The sequence below is a fragment of the Nitrobacter sp. genome (genome assembly GCF_051535215.1).
GTDB lineage: Bacteria > Pseudomonadota > Alphaproteobacteria > Rhizobiales > Xanthobacteraceae > Nitrobacter.
This window is the reverse complement of the sequence record NZ_JBPPLY010000007.1, coordinates 1-17919: the sequence shown is the minus strand read 5'-3', so window position 1 is coordinate 17919 and position 17919 is coordinate 1. Positions and strand designations below refer to the sequence as shown.

Annotated in this window: 22 protein-coding genes and 1 riboswitch; of the genes, 8 read left to right on the top strand and 14 right to left on the bottom strand. The window is 62.5% G+C overall.

All coding sequences use genetic code 11. The features are described from left to right. Nucleotides 1–107 precede the first annotated feature (107 nt). From tam to ACS3WB_RS09185, 3 genes are all read left to right on the top strand, one after another. The gene (gene tam, locus ACS3WB_RS09195) at nucleotides 108–878 is read left to right on the top strand and encodes a trans-aconitate 2-methyltransferase (RefSeq protein ID WP_438275262.1); all 771 of its coding nucleotides are present in this window, start codon (nucleotides 108–110) and stop codon (nucleotides 876–878) included. A 124-nt stretch (nucleotides 879–1002) separates the two neighbouring features. Continuing rightward, nucleotides 1003–1590, top strand: a complete 588-nt coding sequence (locus ACS3WB_RS09190) for a TIGR00645 family protein (protein WP_438275261.1) — start codon at nucleotides 1003–1005, stop codon at nucleotides 1588–1590. 50 nt (nucleotides 1591–1640) lie between these two features. Further along, entirely contained in the window at nucleotides 1641–2846 is a 1206-nt protein-coding gene (locus tag ACS3WB_RS09185; protein ID WP_438275367.1) for a lytic murein transglycosylase, read from the top strand. 177 nt (nucleotides 2847–3023) lie between these two features. On the opposite strand, the gene ACS3WB_RS09180 is transcribed toward ACS3WB_RS09185, so the two are convergent. After that, the gene (locus tag ACS3WB_RS09180) at nucleotides 3024–3302 is read right to left on the bottom strand and encodes a hypothetical protein (RefSeq protein WP_438275260.1); all 279 of its coding nucleotides are present in this window, start codon (nucleotides 3300–3302) and stop codon (nucleotides 3024–3026) included. A 228-nt stretch (nucleotides 3303–3530) separates the two neighbouring features. Beyond that, nucleotides 3531–3857, bottom strand: coding sequence for a hypothetical protein (locus ACS3WB_RS09175; protein ID WP_438275259.1), 327 nt, complete (start codon nucleotides 3855–3857; stop codon nucleotides 3531–3533). 307 nt (nucleotides 3858–4164) lie between these two features. On the opposite strand from ACS3WB_RS09175, the gene ACS3WB_RS09170 reads away from it, so the two are divergent. Beyond that, nucleotides 4165–4422, top strand: coding sequence for a (2Fe-2S)-binding protein (locus ACS3WB_RS09170; protein WP_438275258.1), 258 nt, complete (start codon nucleotides 4165–4167; stop codon nucleotides 4420–4422). Between the two features lie 173 nt (nucleotides 4423–4595). Beyond that, entirely contained in the window at nucleotides 4596–5078 is a 483-nt protein-coding gene (bfr, locus tag ACS3WB_RS09165; RefSeq protein WP_438275257.1) for a bacterioferritin, read from the top strand. Between the two features lie 62 nt (nucleotides 5079–5140). Here bfr and ACS3WB_RS09160 read toward each other — a convergent pair whose 3' ends face one another. Further along, the gene (locus ACS3WB_RS09160; protein ID WP_438275256.1) at nucleotides 5141–7234 is read right to left on the bottom strand and encodes a S9 family peptidase; all 2094 of its coding nucleotides are present in this window, start codon (nucleotides 7232–7234) and stop codon (nucleotides 5141–5143) included. A gap of 138 nt (nucleotides 7235–7372) precedes the next feature. Between ACS3WB_RS09160 and ACS3WB_RS09155 the strand changes: the two genes are divergently transcribed. Continuing rightward, nucleotides 7373–7639: a DUF2277 domain-containing protein gene (locus tag ACS3WB_RS09155; RefSeq protein ID WP_438275255.1), complete on the top strand. Its 267-nt coding sequence runs from the start codon at nucleotides 7373–7375 to the stop codon at nucleotides 7637–7639. Nucleotides 7640–7675: 36 nt separating this feature from the next. Next, nucleotides 7676–8116, top strand: coding sequence for a hypothetical protein (locus tag ACS3WB_RS09150; RefSeq protein WP_438275254.1), 441 nt, complete (start codon nucleotides 7676–7678; stop codon nucleotides 8114–8116). Nucleotides 8117–8145: 29 nt separating this feature from the next. Here the strand turns inward: ACS3WB_RS09150 and ACS3WB_RS09145 are convergent, their stop codons facing one another. Continuing rightward, complete coding sequence (locus ACS3WB_RS09145; protein ID WP_438275253.1) at nucleotides 8146–8400, bottom strand: helix-turn-helix domain-containing protein; 255 nt, start codon at nucleotides 8398–8400, stop codon at nucleotides 8146–8148. Nucleotides 8401–8893: 493 nt separating this feature from the next. On the opposite strand from ACS3WB_RS09145, the gene ACS3WB_RS09140 reads away from it, so the two are divergent. Next, nucleotides 8894–9328, top strand: coding sequence for a hypothetical protein (locus ACS3WB_RS09140; protein ID WP_438275252.1), 435 nt, complete (start codon nucleotides 8894–8896; stop codon nucleotides 9326–9328). A 53-nt stretch (nucleotides 9329–9381) separates the two neighbouring features. Here ACS3WB_RS09140 and ACS3WB_RS09135 read toward each other — a convergent pair whose 3' ends face one another. The 10 genes from ACS3WB_RS09135 to ACS3WB_RS09090 form a co-directional block, all read right to left on the bottom strand. Continuing rightward, nucleotides 9382–10332 carry a YiiG family protein gene (locus tag ACS3WB_RS09135; protein ID WP_438275251.1) on the bottom strand — a complete coding sequence of 317 codons (951 nt, stop codon included), beginning with the start codon at nucleotides 10330–10332 and terminating at the stop codon, nucleotides 9382–9384. Between the two features lie 173 nt (nucleotides 10333–10505). Next, complete coding sequence (locus ACS3WB_RS09130; protein WP_438275250.1) at nucleotides 10506–11099, bottom strand: TMEM175 family protein; 594 nt, start codon at nucleotides 11097–11099, stop codon at nucleotides 10506–10508. Nucleotides 11100–11269: 170 nt separating this feature from the next. Then, nucleotides 11270–12082 (bottom strand): class I SAM-dependent methyltransferase, encoded by an 813-nt coding sequence (locus ACS3WB_RS09125; RefSeq protein WP_438275249.1) that lies wholly within the window; start codon nucleotides 12080–12082, stop codon nucleotides 11270–11272. 33 nt (nucleotides 12083–12115) lie between these two features. Further along, on the bottom strand, nucleotides 12116–14032 hold the full coding sequence (gene thiC / locus ACS3WB_RS09120; RefSeq protein ID WP_438275248.1) for a phosphomethylpyrimidine synthase ThiC: 1917 nt from the start codon (nucleotides 14030–14032) through the stop codon (nucleotides 12116–12118). A 25-nt stretch (nucleotides 14033–14057) separates the two neighbouring features. Next, nucleotides 14058–14444, bottom strand: a complete 387-nt coding sequence (locus ACS3WB_RS09115; protein ID WP_438275247.1) for a hypothetical protein — start codon at nucleotides 14442–14444, stop codon at nucleotides 14058–14060. A gap of 9 nt (nucleotides 14445–14453) precedes the next feature. Further along, on the bottom strand, nucleotides 14454–15062 hold the full coding sequence (locus tag ACS3WB_RS09110; RefSeq protein ID WP_438275246.1) for a thiamine phosphate synthase: 609 nt from the start codon (nucleotides 15060–15062) through the stop codon (nucleotides 14454–14456). Further along, nucleotides 15049–15831, bottom strand: coding sequence for a thiazole synthase (locus ACS3WB_RS09105; RefSeq protein ID WP_438275245.1), 783 nt, complete (start codon nucleotides 15829–15831; stop codon nucleotides 15049–15051). Before ACS3WB_RS09105 ends, ACS3WB_RS09110 begins: the two co-directional genes overlap by 14 nt. Nucleotides 15832–15984: 153 nt before the next feature. Further along, nucleotides 15985–16182, bottom strand: a complete 198-nt coding sequence (gene thiS, locus ACS3WB_RS09100) for a sulfur carrier protein ThiS (RefSeq protein WP_438275244.1) — start codon at nucleotides 16180–16182, stop codon at nucleotides 15985–15987. 4 nt (nucleotides 16183–16186) lie between these two features. Next, on the bottom strand, nucleotides 16187–17218 hold the full coding sequence (gene thiO / locus ACS3WB_RS09095; protein WP_438275243.1) for a glycine oxidase ThiO: 1032 nt from the start codon (nucleotides 17216–17218) through the stop codon (nucleotides 16187–16189). Next, a riboswitch (TPP riboswitch) is annotated at nucleotides 17206–17332 on the bottom strand. Its footprint overlaps the gene before it by 13 nt. A 186-nt stretch (nucleotides 17333–17518) precedes the next feature. Next, on the bottom strand, nucleotides 17519–17919 hold a 401-nt coding region (locus tag ACS3WB_RS09090), incomplete at its 5' end, for a transglycosylase SLT domain-containing protein (protein ID WP_438275242.1).

Genomic DNA, 17919 nt, shown 5'->3' with positions numbered 1-17919 from the left:
CGAAAGGCGGATCACGCCGGACCTTCATGACGTCCGTCTTTCCGCCGCGATCGGTGTTGACTTGCCCGCTCCCGCTTGTTGGTGTGAAAGGAGTTGGGAGAGAGGCGATGGACGACTGGAGTGCCGAGCAATATCTGAAGTTCGAGGACGAGCGGACGCGGCCCTCGCGCGATCTGCTGGCGCAGATTCCGTTGAGCGCGCCGCGCAAGGCCGTCGATATCGGCTGCGGTCCGGGCAATTCCACCGAACTGCTGGTCGAGCGCTGGCCGCAGGCCGAGATCATCGGCATCGATACATCCGCCGATATGCTGCGGCGGGCGCGGGAGCGTCTGCCGGAACAGACATTCATCGAAGCCAATGTCACGCACTGGGTCCCTCCAGCGAACACCGACCTGCTGTTCGCCAATGCGATCTTCCAGTGGGTGCCGGATCATCTGCGCCAGTTGCAGCGCCTGCTCGACGCACTGCCGTCAGGCGGCGTGCTGGCGGTGCAGATGCCGGACAATCTCGACGAGCCCAGCCACGTCATGATGCGCGAGGTGGCTCATTCGGGACCGTGGCGCGAAACGCTTGTGGACGCCGCGAGGGCGAAAGACAGGCTGCTGCGGCCGGGCGGCTACTACGACGCGCTGCGGCCGCTGTGTCGGCGCATCGAGATCTGGCACACGATTTATAACCATGTCCTGACGGAGGCTGCGGCGATCGTCGAATGGGTGAAGGGCACCGGCCTGCGGCCCTTCCTCGATCCGCTCGAGCCCGCCGAGCGAAAAGAGTTCTTGCGCGAATACACCGCGCGTATCGCCGCCGCCTATCCGTTGCAGGCCGACGGCAAGGTGCTGCTGCGCTTTCCGCGGTTCTTCCTGGTTGCGATCAGGTGAGGCCGCGAGCCCCGCGATTGATACCGAAGCGGATGCCGCGCTGCATTTTGCCGCGGTGCATACTCTCGATTCCGTCATGACGAATGGAATAGAAGGCTTCTCCCCTCCACGATGAGACCGCGTGATGTCCCCGACGCCTGAAACTCCGCAAATTGTGAAGAGGGCCGCCCTGCGCCCGTTGCCGATGCTGATCTTTTCCTCGCGCTGGCTGCAGTTGCCGCTTTATATCGGCCTTATTATCGCCCAGGGCGTCTATGTCGTCCTGTTCCTGAAGGAATTATGGCATCTTATCGCGCACTCCTTCGATTTCACCGAGCAGCAGATCATGCTGGTGGTGCTTGGCCTCATCGACGTGGTGATGATCTCGAATCTTCTGGTGATGGTCATTGTCGGCGGTTATGAGACCTTTGTGTCGCGGCTCAATCTGGAGGGCCACCCAGACGAGCCGGAGTGGCTCAGCCACGTCAACGCCAGCGTTCTCAAGATCAAGCTGGCAATGGCGATCATCGGCATCTCGTCGATTCATCTGCTGCGGACCTTCATCGAGGCCGGAAACCTCGGCAGTGCGGCGCGCACCACGAATTACACCGAGAGCGGCGTGATGTGGCAGACCATCATCCATGTCGTCTTCATCATTTCGGCGATCGGCATCGCGCTTGCCGATCGCATCTCGAGCGGGCCGAACGGCACGCACGGCCAGGCGGAGCATTGAGGGTGGCCGCCGCCGGCCGGAATCCTCTGCGGCGGCTTGCGATCGCGATCATGGTCGCGCTCGCTCTCGGCGCCGGAGTGCCGCCGGCGCAAGCGGCCGATGCTGGCTTCACGCAGTTCATCGCTTCGCTGTGGCCCGCGGCGCAACAGGCCGGCGTCTCGCGCGCGACCTTCGATGCCGTGACGGCGACACTCGAGCCCGACTACAAGCTTCCCGATCTGATCCTGCCCGGCCGGCCCGCGACCGGTGCGCCGTCGCAGGCGGAATTGGTCCAGGTGCCGGCGGATTACATCAAGGAGGGCAGCATCGCGCGGCTGGCGACTGAAGGGCAGCGGCTGATGCAGAAATATCGCCCGACGCTGAGCGCGATCGAAAAGCGTTTCGGCGTGCCGGCGCCGATCATCCTCGCGATCTGGGGCCGGGAGACCGACTATGGCCGCTACACGCTTCCTTACGATGCGATGCGCGTGCTGGCGACGCAGGCTTATGTCGGCCGCCGCAAGGACCAGTACCGCACCGAATTCATCGACGGGTTGCTGCTGTTGCAGCACGGCGACGTCTCGCGCAAGAACTTCCGCGCGTCGTGGGGCGGCGCGACGGGCCTCACGCAGTTCCTGCCGTCCGAACTTGCAAAGCATGGTGTCGATTTCGACGGCGATAGCCGCGTCGACATCTGGACCTCGGTGCCCGATGCGCTGGCCTCGGCCGCACAGCAACTGGTCAACAAGGGCTGGCAGCCCGGCGTGCGCTGGGCCTACGAGGTGCGCGCACCGGCGAACGTCGATTGCACGGAGGGCGTGCCGGAGGTGACCAGGCCGATCGGCGAATGGCTGCGCGAGGGATTCTCGCCGGTGCGCGGACAACATTTGACCGCAGCGGAGCGCGCGCAGTCGGCCTCGCTGTTGCAACCGGAAGGGATTTATGGCCCGTCGTTTCTCACCACGAAGAACTACTTCGTCATCAAGGAATACAATTTCTCCGATCTCTACGTGCTGTTCGTCGGCCATCTCGCCGACCGCATGACCAGTCCGCTGCCGTTCGCGACGCCGTGGTCGGCATCGACGCAGTTGCGCAGCCGTGACGTCGAGGCGATGCAGCGCTATCTGACGCGGATCGGCCTGTACAAGGACAAGATCGACGGCAAGGCCGGGATGCTGACACGCGCAGCCGTCGGCGCTTACCAGAAGTCGGCCAAACTTAAAGTCGATTGTTGGCCCAGCGACGCGGTGCTGCGCGCAATGAATGGCGCGCGCTGATCCCTAGCGTTTCCGGGCGAAGTGGAAAACCGGTTCGCGTAAAGAAAACGCGCCAAATCAAAATCATGAAGCCCCGTTTCTGATTCCATCAGAAGTGGAGAGGCTACGCGTTCTCGACAAAAGAAAAAACCCGGCCGTGAGACCGGGTCTTCAAATCGAATCGTCAGAAGGTCTGGATCAGTCGCAAACCCGGATGCGGCGGAAGCGCCAGCCATATCCGTCCCAGAACCTCTCGCGCACCATGTGGCATGGGGGTTCTTCCACATAGACCGGGGCCGGCGCGGCATAGGCCGGACGGCTGTTGGCAATTGCGCCGCCGATAAGGGCGCCGCCGATCAAACCTCCAGCGATACCGGCTGCGACATCGCCGCCGCCCGCATGCGCCTGCGGAGCCGTCGCTATTGAACCTCCCGCGACCGTAGCAGCCGCGAGAAGGGCGAAAACTGTCTTCTTCATCTTGAAGTCTCTCCTGAGAGTAGCACCACGACCGGCGCCAGGTTTAGAGCAACTTGCAACGCCGCCGTTCAAATCGGCCGTCCCACCCCGAAGCGCCTGACATCAACCCGATGCAAACGTTCGCAAGTCAGTTGGCCGAAATAACGGCTTTTTCAGGCCATCACGCTCAGCCTTCCGGAAAACGCCAATAGTACAATCCGGAGATTGATTCGATAAGGCCGCCGCTGATCAGCCGCACACCCGCACCCGCCGAATCCGCCAGCCGTAGCCGTCCCAGAAGCGCTGACGCTGCCAATAGCAGCCCGGCGCCGCGACATAGCCCGGGCCGTAATAGCCGTAGCCGGGGCCGCCATAGTACCCGTATCCCGGACCGTAATATCCGGGACCATAATAATAGCCCGGCCCCGCCAGCGCTCCGCCGAGGATGGCGCCGCCGATCAATCCGCCAACGACGCCGGCAGCGACGCGGCCACCGCGTGCTTCGGCGGCTTGAGGCGCGGCAACGGCTGTGACCAGCGCGGCGGCAGTCGCCAAGGCCAATATCTGTCTCTTCATGGCTTCACCTTTTCTCTTGCGTCTATCCACAACAATCTGGGTGTGCTGTGGATGGACGATTTCACATCCGGTTTGAACGATTAATGAACGTGGCGGCCCGATGAGACCACGATCCGGAATTCATCGTGAAAGTTTGATTATGTATTTCAGTAAGTTACCTCGTATCGAGAGGGAGGCGCGGGAATTCGGCTGGAGCCGCTCCTCAGGCAATTTGGAATAGCTTCAAACAACCGGTTTTCCCTTTGCGTTTCGCAACGTGCTCCAACAATATCTGCCCGGGTCCGCGTACCACAATTGGGTTCCGTCTATGATTGTTTGCTCCTGTAACGTGTTGACCGATCACGATGTTCGCTCCGCCGTAACAGCACCGGATGACCTGCGGCGCTCTCCCCGGCAGGTCTACGGATGTCTCGGATGCAGTGCGGAATGCGGCCGATGTGCCCGAACGATCAGAACCATCATCAAGGAAGCGCTCGGCGCTTGTGCCCGGAAATGTTGCGAAGGGTGTCCCCACTCTGCACTGCGCGCGGAAGTCGAGCAAATTCAGACTGAAATCACCCTCTGATCTCCCATTCACCTGGCCCATAGCCTTTTGCGCTCGCTTTGCCGGCGAATGGCTGACCGTCCTTTCTTGGGGGTTGTTGCGCTGCCGAATCTGATTTAGAAGTATTCTAAATTAGATCGGCGGGCGCGACGGCCGCCTGCCAGCATTAAAGCACATAGAACAGGAGCTGCTCCATGAAGGGCGAACCGAAAGTTGTCGACTATCTGAACAAGGCGCTTCGCCACGAACTGACCGCCATCAACCAGTATTGGCTGCATTACCGGTTGCTGGACAACTGGGGCATCAAGGATCTCGCGAAGAAATGGCGCGCGGAATCCATCGAGGAAATGGAACACGCCGACAAGCTGATCGACCGCATCATCTTCCTTGATGGTTTTCCGAACCTGCAGGTGCTCGATCCCCTGCACATCGGCCAGAACGTCGGCGAGGTGATGGATTGCGATCTCAAGGCGGAATATTCGGCGCGCGCTCTCTACGAAGAGGCGGCGACCCACTGCCATTCGGTAAAGGACTACGTCACCCGCGATCTGTTCGAGAGCCTGATGAAGGACGAGGAAAGCCATATCGACTTCCTCGAAACCCAGATCGATCTCATCAAGAAGATCGGCGTCGAGCTTTACTCGCAGAAACATATCGGCGAAATGGACCACGACTGATCACGAACTTCCGCCTTCCGAAAAGCCGGCGCCTTCGAGCGCCGGCTTTTTTGCGTCTGTCGTCAGTCCGCTGACGTCCGGTCGCGTTTTACCGCCCACAGTGCGAAGGCATAGGCGAGGGCAACTTCATCAAGACGGTCGAAGCGGCCCGATGCGCCGCCGTGCCCCGCGCCCATGTTGGTCCGCAGCAGAACGGGGCCGCCGGATGTCATTGTGGCGCGCAGCCGCGCGATCCATTTCGCCGGCTCCCAATAGGTGACGCGAGGATCGGTCAGTCCGCCCATGGCGAGGATAGCCGGATAGTCTTTCGCCGCGACGTTCTCGTAAGGCGAATAGGACAGGATGGTGCGGAAGTCCTTGTCGCTTGTAATAGGGTTGCCCCATTCCGGCCATTCCGGCGGGGTCAGCGGCAGCGTGTCGTCGAGCATGGTGTTAAGCACGTCGACGAACGGCACCTCCGCGACGATGCCGGCGAACAACTCGCCGGCGCGGTTGGCGACCGCGCCCATCAGCATGCCGCCGGCGCTGCCGCCGTGGCCGACGATATTCTTCGCGGACGTGTAGTCCGCGGCGATCAGCGCGCGGGCGCAGGCGGCGAAATCGTCAAAGCTGTTGATCTTCTTCTCGCGCTTGCCGTCGAGATACCAGCCCCAGCCCTTGTCCGTGCCGCCGCGGATATGCGCGATGGCATAAACGAAGCCGCGATCGACCAGCGACAACCGGTTGGCCGAGAACGACGCCGGCATCGCGTAACCGTAGGAGCCGTAGCCGTAGAGCAGCAGCGGCGCGCGGCCGCTGCGCGCGAAATCCTTGCGATGCAGGATCGACACCGGTACCTCGGCCCCGTCGTTTGCCTTCGCCATGATGCGGGTGGTGATGTAATTTGCAGGATCGTGTCCTGACGGAATCTCCTGGCGCTTGCGCAACGTGCGCGTGCGGCTCGCCATGTCGTAGTCGAACACCTCAGATGGCGTCGTCATCGACGAGTAGCTGAAGCGCAAGGTGGTGGTGTCGAATTCGTAGCCGCCGTGGGTGTCGAGCGAATAGGCGGCCTCGTCGAAGGCGATCGCGTGGTCCTCGCTGGTTGCAAGATCGCGGATCACGATCGAGGGCAGCGCGTTGGCGCGTTCGAGCCGCACCATGTGGCCGGAATAAAGCTCAAAGTCGAGCACGTAGGTGCCGGGACGATACGCGATCAGGTCGCGCCAGTTCGCGCGTTCGGGCGCGGCTAGCGGCGCGGTCACGATCTTGAAGTCGATCGCGCCGTCGGCATTGGTGAGGATGAAAAGTTCGCTGCCCCGATCGGCGACGGAATACTGCACGCCGCCCTCGCGCGCCGCGATCAGGCGCGGCGGCTCATCGGGTTTTGCGAGATCGATCAGCCGCTGCTCGGAGGTTTCGTGATCGCCGCCAGCGATCACGCAGAAGCGACCGCTCGCGCTTTCATGGATATGCGTGAACCAGCCTGCGTCCTGTTCTTCGTAAACCAGCACGTCGTCGGATTGCGGCGTCCCGAGCCGGTGGCGGTAGACCTGCATCGGGCGATGATTGTCGTCGAGCTTGACGTAGTAGAACGCGCGTGAATCAGCGGTCCACACCACGCCGCCGTCGCTCTCCTCGATTACGTCGGCGAGATCGACGCCGCTGTCCCAGTCGCGGATCCGGATCGTGAAATATTCCGAGCCGCGATCGTCGACGCTCCACGCCTCAAGGCGATGGTCGGAGGAGTGCCGCGCGTCGCCGAGCTTGAAGAATTTCTTGCCTTCGGCAAGCGTGTCGCCATCGAGGATGAAGCGGGCGTCGCCGCCGTCGCGCGGCTGTCGGCCGATCATCCGATGCTGTCCGCCCTCGCGGTATTTGGTGAAATAGGCGAAGGGTCCGTCGGGCGAGGGGACGGTGGAATCGTCCTCCTTGATGCGGCCGCGCATTTCCGCGACGAGTTCTTTTTGCAACGGTTCGGTGGCAGCGAGCAGGCCGTTTGAATAAGCGTTTTCGGCCTCCAGGTAAGCGCGGATGTCCGGCGCCAGTAAGGACGGCTCGCGCAGCACCTGCTGCCAGTTCGCATCCTTCAGCCAGGCGTAGTCGTCGCTCAGGGTGATGCCGTGATGGGTGGAGGTGTGCGGCCGGCGTTCGGCCTTGGGGGGCGTCAATGTCATGATGCTGTTCATAGGAGGGCGTGGCCGCGGCGGCAAGCGATTGCCGAGGGATCCGGACAGCGCGGGATGCCGGTGGCGGCACCGGCCATGACGAGGTATGATCCGGCTTGGCGACAGGCTGAGCCGGAGACGAGCCTCATGTGCCGCAACATCAAGACGCTGTTCAATTTCGAACCGCCGGCGACGGACGGGGAGATTCACGCCTCGGCCTTGCAATTCGTCCGCAAGCTTTCAGGCTTCAACAAGCCGTCGGCGGCGAATAAGGCGGCGTTCGATCGCGCCGTCTATGACGTCGCGCATGCGGCCCATCATCTGCTGGCGTCGCTGCACACGCAGGCGCCCGCGCGCGATCGTGGGGTGGAAGCGGAAAAGGCACGCGAACGCAGCCGGGCGCGGTTCGGCTGATCGCGCCGGCGCTTAACCTATAGGGAAGGGGACAAGATGAAATACCTGACTTGTCTCATCGGCGCATTCTGTCTGGTCGGGGTGCTTTGTCCGGCAATGCCGTCCTCGGCCCGCGCCGCGACGTCGGAACGGTTCGGCATGGGCGGCTGGATCAAGGACTTTCAACCGGAGATCGATCGCGTCAACGCCAGCGGCGAACTGTTTCGCATCAAGGGGCACTGCCAGTCGAACTGCACGCTGTTCCTCGGCGTGCGGAATGTCTGTGTCGAGCGTGGCGCGCGACTTCTGTTTCATTCGGGGCACGATCGCCAGAGGCGGATCAACGCTGCATCGACCCAGCGCATGCTGAATGCCTATAATCCGAAACTGCGTCAGTACGTGATGGATCATCACTACATGGACACGCTGGAATTCCACGCCATCTCGGGCGCGGATATCATCGACAAGTTCGGCTACCGGGAATGTCCACGCCGCTAGCGGCTTCGTGCATCGACCCAGCCCCGCAATCAGCCGTGATCGGGCACCTCCAACCCCATGGCTTCATACTGCCGGATCTTATTACGCAGCGTGCGCACCGATACACCGAGCACCCTTGCGGCGCGCGTGCGGTTGCCGTCGCAACGCGCGAGCGTCTGCAACACAAGCTCCCGTTCGACTTCGGTGACCGTGGAGCCGACCAGCAGCGGGATCACCGCGTCCGGCGTCAGCGCAGCTTGATCCTGCTGCGGCCGTTGCGCTCCGGTTTGCAAATCCTGGGTCATCAGTCCCTCCGAAGCTGCTTCTCAAGGAAGCTGACTGGATTGAGACCCCCATCCCCGGCCATATGGCTAATGATATGGTTACCAGATTCTTAACAATTGCTGCGATCCCCGAGCAAGCCGCAAAACAAGGGAAAAGCGCGCGGTTTTGCCGAAAAAAATACGCGTAACAGTAGAATGTGTTATGCGAAACAGAATTTAACGCGAATTGTGTTTTCGTTTATCGCAAGTATTGATTGCGCGTCATGCAAAGACGAATCGCTTCGCCCGTTCGAAGGCATTCCAAGGCACGTCACGTCCTAACCATCCCGGCCTGCCATCGCCGTTACAAAACAGGGCGGGTACCCCGCGGCGGCTGTGACGCGATCGCCGTGATCGCCAATCGTCTCGCGAAAGTGGATGCGCCGGTGCCGACGATTGCGCTTGCCGCGTTCGCTCCTTACGCTTGCGAGCCATCCGAATCACGTCCTTCCTTCGAACTCCGGAGAACGCTCCCATGCCGTCAACATCTCGGCTTCGCGCCGTTTTGATCGCGCTGGCCGTCTGCCTTGGCCTGTGCTCCGCAGCCCGCGCCGACAGCGGCACGGTGACGCTGACGATCTATAAAGGCGGCTGGATCATCGGCGCGTCCGGTGGCGGCGGTACGCTCACCTTCCACGGACGGCGCTATCCGCTTTCGGTCGGCGGCCTGGACTATGGCCTGGTGTTCGGAGGATCGAAGACCGTGCTGCACGGCCGCGTCAGCCGCATCAATCGTCCTTCGGATGTCGCCGGCGTGTATGGAGCAGCCGGCGCAGGGCTTGCGATCGGTGGCGGCGCCCGCGCCATCGTGCTGAGCAACCAGAAGGGCGCGGTGCTGGAACTCTCCGGCCGTCAGTTCGGCCTGATGGCCAATGCCGATCTCTCCGGCCTTGCGATCACGATGCGATAGCGACGCGGGCGCGCGTCGACGCGTCGGCGCAGAAGCACGCGCACGAGGCCGGCTCAGATGGTGGCGCCGCGGTTGTAGCTTTCGATCAACTGGTTGTAGTCGCGGAGCAGCCGCGGCGGCGAGCCCTCGACCATCCAGCCGCCGCCGCCCCCGAGCATCATGCGGTCGCCCTGGCTGTAGGGCACCTTGTCGCGGACGCGGCGCATCAGTTGCTTCGCCGTTGTCAGATATGACTTGGCGTTGCTCATGAAAAAAGAGCCGAGCTTCGCGTCGCCATCCCTGCCGGAGGCCTCTTCGGCCGCCTTCACCGCGGCCTCATATTCGCCCAGCGCCGCCGTGATCGCTGCGATGTCCGGCTTTTCCGTGTCTTCGGCGCGCAGCAAGCGCTTGGCGTGGATCATCAGCGCCTCGACGTGATAGCGCACCTTACGGCCTTCCTTCGCCTCGAGCGCGGCGAGTTGTTCCGCTGCCTGCTTGTCCTTGATGGTCTCGACCCCGGCGCGCAGCTTCTTGTCCGCGCTCGCGAATGCATCCCATGCCGCGACCAGGCGCGGATGCAGCGCCTTGCCTTTGGCCATCTTGTCGTCCTTGTAGTTCTCCTGCTCGTAATACTCGTCCGTCTCCTTCAGGAGCGGTTCGAGTGTGCCGACCGCTTCGGCATAAGCGGAAGCAGCGGCCTCGAGATCGGCGTCGCGCGGCTCCAGCGCATTGGCCTTCTCGACGTTCTTTTTGCAATCCGACGTGTCGTAGATGGTGTAGGTGCCGTAGATGATGCGCTCCTTGCCGGTCGGCCCGGTTTTCTTCGCCCAGGAGAAATAGCGGTTGCGTGACTCATACGACCGCTCCGACAGGCGGTTGATGCAGCCGACATAGGCGTTGAGTTTTTCGACGAGCTGCGAAGGCGGCGGCGAAGGAGAGGTCTTGTCTTGCGCGGTAGCGGATGCGAGAGAAAGGCCGAAGACTGCGGCGGACAAGAGGGCAATCGCCCGAAACAACGGCATCATGGTCTTTTTCCTTGCGATGCGGACGATCCCCGAATTTTGTCGCGGCAGATTGCAAAAGGTTCGCGCTTGTTGCAAGCGCCGGGAACGCCTCCGTCAGTTGTTACCTTTCTGAGGCGAGTGGCCCGCGTGAGCGAAGCGATATGCGGATTGTCAGCCTTAGTCCCGGATATCGCTTATCCGCGTCCCGGCTTGGCGCGCCGATTGACGAGCCTCCGAAGGGGCGCATCCAACGAATTCAGCACGAAGCCGAACAGCGCCCATTTCGGCTCGACGAGGCTAATGAGAACAGCGGCGACGGCGGATGCGATCAGCATGGTCAGGCCGATGCGGTCCTCGATCTTGCGCGTTTCGGTGGGGTGGTGTTCGGACAATGTGATCATGCGTGCCGCCACAAGCGCAAAGGCCACGGTGTTCGCCGCATAGAACCACACGGCAGGCGCCAGCGTCGGATAACGACCAATCAACATCGTCGTAAACGGCACCAGCGTGATGAGCAGAAGATGCAGCATCGCCCATTTGGTGTAGGCGTCGCTGACGTCCTCCCCGCGCGGCGCCAGCTTCACCATGCTGGTCCAGCGTAGCGCCAGCACATAGAAGCTGATGACATAGACGAGCAGTTGGCTGCCGAGCTCAACGATACGATGCAGCAGGTCCGCAGCGCTCTGCGGCTGGAATGTTTCCGGTAGCCGCAGGTCGATCACCAGCAGCGTCATCGCGACGCTGAACACGCCGTCGGTCAGCGCATCGAGGCGGGATTTCGGGATCATGAAGGAGCCCTATCGGATCGCTTTGGCGTCTCATTCAAGTTCTGGAAAGGACTGCTATCATCGCTCAGCGAAGACAAGGAGCAGCGAACAAAGCGGACAAAACTCAAGCGCACTACCCCTTGTTACTGGTTGTCGATTTGAGCTTATGGCCGTTCTGAATAGTCCAAAACCTAGACCGCGACCATAATGACGTGGGCCTGAATTTTGGCGGCAACTTCGCCGCTGCCATGCCTGTCTGCAATCGCGGACGTGGCGTAATCGGTTGCAGCTTCCAGCTTTCCGGGATCTCTAGCCTCGATTTCGTTGCGAAGAACCGTTCCCTGACAATACGCGACGGCCGGAACGCGCGGCGAGGGTGCGCGGCTCTGTTCGGCTCGCGTCTCGATCGTTGCGCGGGAGAAACCTGCGTGCTCCAGTTCGCTGCGGATCAGTGCCGTATCGTGATAGCCGTGCGGTGTGCGCGCCAGAAAGAGCGGCGGATCGTTCGGAAACATCCTTGCGAGAGCATTTGTCACGTCATCCGCAAAGACGTTCTCTTCGATGCGATCCCATACGCTGAATAAAAAATGTCCTCCAGGCTTCAGGACTCGCTTGGCTTCGCGGTAAGCCGCCGTGCGGTCGGGAAAGAACATCGCGCCGAACTGACAACAAACGAGATCGAAGGCTGCGTTTTCGAACGGCAGCGCCAGCGCATCCGCCTGTCGCCATGTGATGCGGCTGTCGGGAGGTAGCCGCGAAGCGGCGTAGTCGAGCATCGGCCGGTTGAGGTCGGTGACGGTATAGCTCGCGTCGGCCGACAACTTCGGCGCCAGTGCCCGGGTGACGACTCCCGTACCCGCAGCGACTTCCAGAACGGTGCTCGGCGATAACGTCGCCGCGCGTTGCGCCATGTCCGCGGCGTACGACTCGAAAATCAATGGCACCATATGGCGGTCGTAGTTTTCTGGGACCGAGCCGGTGAAAGCCTTGTCCGTTTCCAGCATGGGATCACCGCTCAAAGTTCGGCGTTGTCGTATTCACAACACCTTGTTGCTCTCCTTTACCTTCTCCGCGTCGAGATAGACGTTTGAGCCCATCTCCTTAAATTTCTCCGACATTTGCGCCATGCCGTCCTCGATCGTGCCTTTCATCGTCACACCCGCGCTTAAACCGAGCGCCGCCTTCTCGTTGTCGCCGAGCGTCGCGGCGTAGTCGCGCACGTCCTGCGTGATCTTCATCGAGCAGAACTTCGGCCCGCACATGGAGCAGAAATGCGCGACCTTGTGCGCCTCCTTCGGCAGCGTCTCGTCGTGGAAAGCGACCGCGGTCTCGGGATCTAGGCCGATGTTGAACTGGTCCTGCCAGCGGAAATCGAACCGCGCGCGCGACAGCGCATCATCGCGCAGTTGCGCCGCCGGATGGCCCTTGGCAAGATCGGCGGCATGCGCCGCGATCTTGTAGGTGATGACGCCGGTCTTGACGTCGTCGCGGTTCGGCAGGCCGAGGTGCTCCTTTGGCGTCACGTAACACAGCATCGCGCAGCCGAACCAGCCGATCATCGCAGCACCGATACCCGACGTGATGTGATCGTAGCCCGGCGCGATATCGGTGGTCAGCGGGCCCAGCGTATAGAACGGCGCCTCGCCGCACTCCTTAAGCTGCTTGTCCATGTTGATCTTGATCTTGTGCATCGGCACATGGCCGGGACCTTCGATCATCACCTGGCAACCCTTCTTCCACGCGATCTGCGTCAGTTCACCGAGCGTTTCCAGTTCGGCGAACTGCGCACGGTCGTTGGCATCGGCGATCGAGCCGGGACGCAGGCCGTCGCCCAGCGAGAACGACACGTCGTATTTGCGCATGAGGTCGCAGATCTCTTCGAAGTGCGTGTAAAGGAAGCTCTCCTTGTGATGGGCGAGGCACCACTTCGCCATGATCGAGCCGCCGCGCGAGACGATGCCGGTGACGCGGTTCGCGGTAAGATGGATATAGGGCAGCCGCACGCCGGCGTGGATGGTGAAGTAATCGACGCCCTGTTCGCATTGCTCCACCAGCGTGTCGCGGTAAAGCTCCCAGGTCAGCTTGACCGGATCGCCGTCGCACTTTTCCAGCGCCTGATAGATCGGCACGGTTCCGATCGGCACGGGGGAGTTGCGCAAAATCCATTCGCGCGTGGTGTGGATGTTGCGGCCGGTCGAAAGGTCCATCACCGTGTCGGCGCCCCAGCGGATCGCCCACACCATCTTGTCGACTTCCTCTTCAACCGAGGATGTTACGGCCGAGTTGCCGATGTTGGCATTGATCTTCACCAGGAAATTGCGGCCGATGATCATCGGCTCCAATTCGGCGTGGTTGATGTTGGAAGGGATGATGGCGCGGCCGCGCGCGATCTCCTCGCGCACGAATTCCGGCGTGATGAAAGCGGGAACGGATGCGCCGAAGGACTCGCCCTCGGCCAAGGCGGTTTCGGCGCGTTCGAGCTGCTTCTTGCGCCCGATGTTCTCGCGTTCGGCGACGTAGATCATCTCCTTGGTGATGATGCCGGCGCGGGCGAATTCGAGCTGGGTGATCGGCGCATCGCCGACGCCGCGCAGCGGCCTGTGATGCGCCTTGAAGGCAGCCGCGGCGTGCGTCGCACCGACATTGCCGTTGTCTTCCGGCTTGATCTCGCGGCCCTCATATTCCTCGACGCCGCCACGCTCCTTCACCCAGGCGAGGCGCGTGCGCGGCAGGCCGGCATTCACGTCGATAATGACGTTCGGGTCGGTATAGGGACCCGACGTATCATAGACCGGCAGGTTCGGTTCGCCCGCGCCTTCGGAGAGAATGATCTCCCGCAGCGGTACGCGCAGGTCCGGCGCAGCATCGGGAACCGAGAAAATCTTGCGCGAAGCGGGGAGGGCGCCGGTGGTGACGGCGGGACGGGTCTTGTCCGGATTGGAGCGGATGTTCATGGCGTTTCTCCGGTTCGAGACGAGTTCAATGCAAATAGCCGAGCAGGCAGAAGACGGCGCCGATCGCGAGCCAGATCAGCCCGGCGATCGTCGCCATGGCGGGGTGGCGCAGGAACGCGCGCCCGCCCGTATAAAGGAATGGCGGCTCGATGATGCGGATGGCGCCGGCGACAACCAGCAGCCAGCCGAACAGCGTCACGATCACGCGCCAGTCCGATGTCCAGACGTTGTGGGTCAGCACGATGGCGAGGCCGCCAAGCATGACCATCAGGCCGCCGAGGAACATCAGCGCGCGGCTGGCCAGAAACTCCTCGGCCATCGCATGAAAGCTCTGGCGGTTGAGCAGCACGGCAAGACCGGCCGTCATCATGACCGGGCCGATCAGCCGTGCGATAAAGACGGATGTTTGCATGACGGCACCTCATGCAGCTTCAGTCACCTGTTCGAGCCATGCTTTCACCCGAGCGTCGGGGTCCGGGTTCTGCGTCACGTCGCTGACGACCGCGATGGAATCCGCGCCGGCAGCGAAAATCTCCGCCGCCTGTTCCAGCTTGATGCCGCCGATCGCGACCAGCGGGATATTGCCGACACGCTTTTTCCATTCGGAGATTTTCGCAATGCCCTGCGGCGCGAAGCGCATCGATTTCAGCGTGGTCGGAAAAATCGGACCGAGCGCGACGTAGTCCGGTTCGGCCGCCAACGCGGTTTCGAGTTCAGTATCGTCGTGAGTGGAGAGCCCGAGCGTCAATCCGGCTTTGCGGATCTCGTTGACGTCCGCCTCCGCCAGATCTTCCTGGCCAAGATGCACATGCTCTGCGCCGGCGACGATCGCCGCGCGCCAGTAGTCGTTGATCACGAGTCGCGTTGGTGTGCCCCTGACGATTTCCAACGCGTCGCTGACGAGTTGCAGCGCCTCGCCATCGTTGAGGTCTTTCGCGCGCAACTGCAGCGTGCCGACGCCGAGTCCGGCCAGGCGACGCACCCAGTCCAGCGTATCGACGACGGGATAGAAGCGATCAGGATACGGCATGCCAGAACGGTGTCCCTACCACAGGCGTTGACGGGGAGGCGAAGTCCCGGGCTTCCATCAGACCCGCTTCATGGGCGCTGCGGCCGGCTTCGACCGCGAGCTTGAATGCGCCGGCCATGGCGACCGGATCGGCGGCCTTGGCCACGGCGGTGTTCAAGAGCACCGCGTCGTAGCCGAGCTCGAGAGCGTGCGCCGCGTGTGAGGGCGCGCCGATGCCGGCATCGACGACGAGCGTGATATCGGGCAGCCGCTCGCGCAGCAGCCGCAAGGCGTTGCGATTGGTGATGCCCTTCGCGCTGCCGATCGGCGCGGCCCATGGCATCACCACCTTGCAGCCGGCATCGACCAGCCGCATGGAGACGCTCAGGTCCTCGGTGCAATAGGGGAACACCTCGAAACCGTCCTCGATCAGGATCAACGCAGCTTCGACGAGGCCGACGACATCAGGCTGCAGCGTGTCGTTGTCGGCGATCACCTCGAGCTTGATCCACGGCGTGCCGAACAACTCGCGCGCGAGCTTCGCCGTGGTGACGGCTTCGCGCACGCTGCGACACCCGGCGGTGTTCGGAAGCACGGTGACGTCGAGCTCGCGGATCAGCGACCAGAACGCGTCGCCGGTTTTGCCGCCCGCGGTCTCCCGCCGCAGCGACACCGTGACGATCTGGCTGCCGGCGGCACGGATCGCATCCTGCATGATCTTCGGCGACGGATATAGCGCCGTGCCGATCAGGAGGCGGGAGGAAAACGATTTGCCGTAAAAGTTGACCATTCAAATCTCCCGGTCATTCCGGGGCGTGCCGAAGGCGCGAACCCGGAATCCAGTTGCGCCGGTTGCAGAAGTGTCCGGATTTCGGGTTCGCTCGCTGCGCGAGCACCCTGGAATGACGTCAAGTGTTGTTGCGAAAGTAAATAAATCCATCGCTCATCCTCCCTGCCGCGGCGTGATGATCTCGATCTCGTCGCCGCTCTTCAGAAGAGCGTCTGCCCATCGGCTTTTCGGCAGCACTTCGAAGTTGACTGCGATCGCGACATGCGTGCCCTCGTAGGCAAGTTCGTTCAGCAGCGCGTCGACTGTCTGCGCCGCGATCTCCCGCTGTTCGCCGTTGACGATCACCTGCATGACGTCATCCGCATTGCATCACCTCGTTGTCGATCTCGCCCCGAGCGACATAGCCGACCGTCAGTTCCGCCAGCGCCGGCGCCAGGAGAAAGCCATGACGGTAAAGCCCATTGACGGCGATACGGTCCTTGCCGATCGCGATGCGTGGCAGGTTGTCGGGAAACGCTGGGCGCAGACCCGAACCGATCTCCACGATCCGCGCCTCGCCGAAGGCCGGATGCACGGCATAAGCCGCGCTGAGCAGTTCCAGCGCGGAACGCACGCTGACGCCGTCATCCTCGCGCTCGATCGAGGTGGCGCCGATCATGAAGCGGTTGCCCTCGCGGGGAATGATGTAGAGCGGCCAGCGCGGATGTAGGAGCCGCACCGGGCGCGCCAGGGCGATCTCGTCGGTTTCGACGATCACCATCTCGCCTTTGACGCCGCGCAGATCGGGAAGCGCATCGCGCGCGGCGAGGCCGCGGCAATCGATCGCAAGACCTTCGCTTACGAGTCCCTCGACGTCGGCCGGTTTGGGCGCGCTGTTGAACGCAATGACGCCGCCGGCGTCGCGGATGCGCGCGTGCAACTCCGGCAACACGTGGCGCGGCTCGACATGACCTTCGTCCGGGAAGAACAGCGCTTCGCGAAACCGTCCGTCGAGCGACGGCTCGAGCCTGCTCACGTCATCGCCCTGAATGCGCCGGTGCCCTGACGTCATGCGCGCGAAACGTTCGAAGTCGGAGCGGTCTCGCGGATGCGCCACCACCAGGGATCCGTTGAAAGGTGTGTCGGGAACGTGCTCGCGCCACAGCGCGAGCGAACGAAGGCCGAGGCGCGTGACGAGAGGCTCGGAGACCTCCGCCTCGCACCACGGCGCCAGCATGCCGCCCGCCCAGTGGCTGGTGGCTTGCGTCATGGCATCGTTGCCGCGTTCGTGAAGCGTGACAGCGTGGCCTGCCTTGGCGAAAAGCAAAGCCTGCCACGCGCCCGCAATGCCTGCGCCGATCACAGCGATGGGGGAATCCCCACCTATCTCACGCGTATTCTGAAACATCCCTGTCCCTTCGCCGGCATGACCCGGATCAGGTTCAAAGGGTCACCGCGCTGTCGCGACAATCGCGAACGGGCGATATCTCAGCTCCCTGACGGAGCTCCCCTCGGAACATCTATTATTTAGGCCGATGGATCGGCGTGTCAACGCGGGAACGCAGACTCTCACGCGGTTCCGGCATTTTACCCGAAATTATGTTTTGCCGCCAATAGCTGCGCCTGCGCGGTGCTGCATATGCGGACCGCCAACCTCGCTCCGCAGATCAGGCCGTCGCTGGATTGAAACAGTTCCGGCTCGCAAACTTCAGCGCGGCGCGATCGACAGCGGCGCGCCGGGGAATTCCGCGGCGGCGCTCATGGTCTCGTGATGACCCTGTAGCCGCTGCCGCTTTGCGACGTAGTAGTAGCCGCCGGCATAATAGGCCACGGCGCGGTCGTGGTTGCCGTGAGCGGCGCGATAGGCGCCGGCGAGATACTTCACGGCGTAGGTGAGATTGGTTTCCGGATCAAGCAGCCCCTCGGCGGTGCCGGTGTAGCCGAGGCCCCGCGCGGTCGCGAGCTTGATTTGCATCATGCCATAGTTGCCGCGATGAACGGCGCGCGGATTATAGCGGCTCTCCCGCACGATGACGCGATGGACCAGTTCGACGGGAACGCCGTTGGCTTGCGCGTGCGCCGTCACCATCGACTCGTATTGCGCGCGCT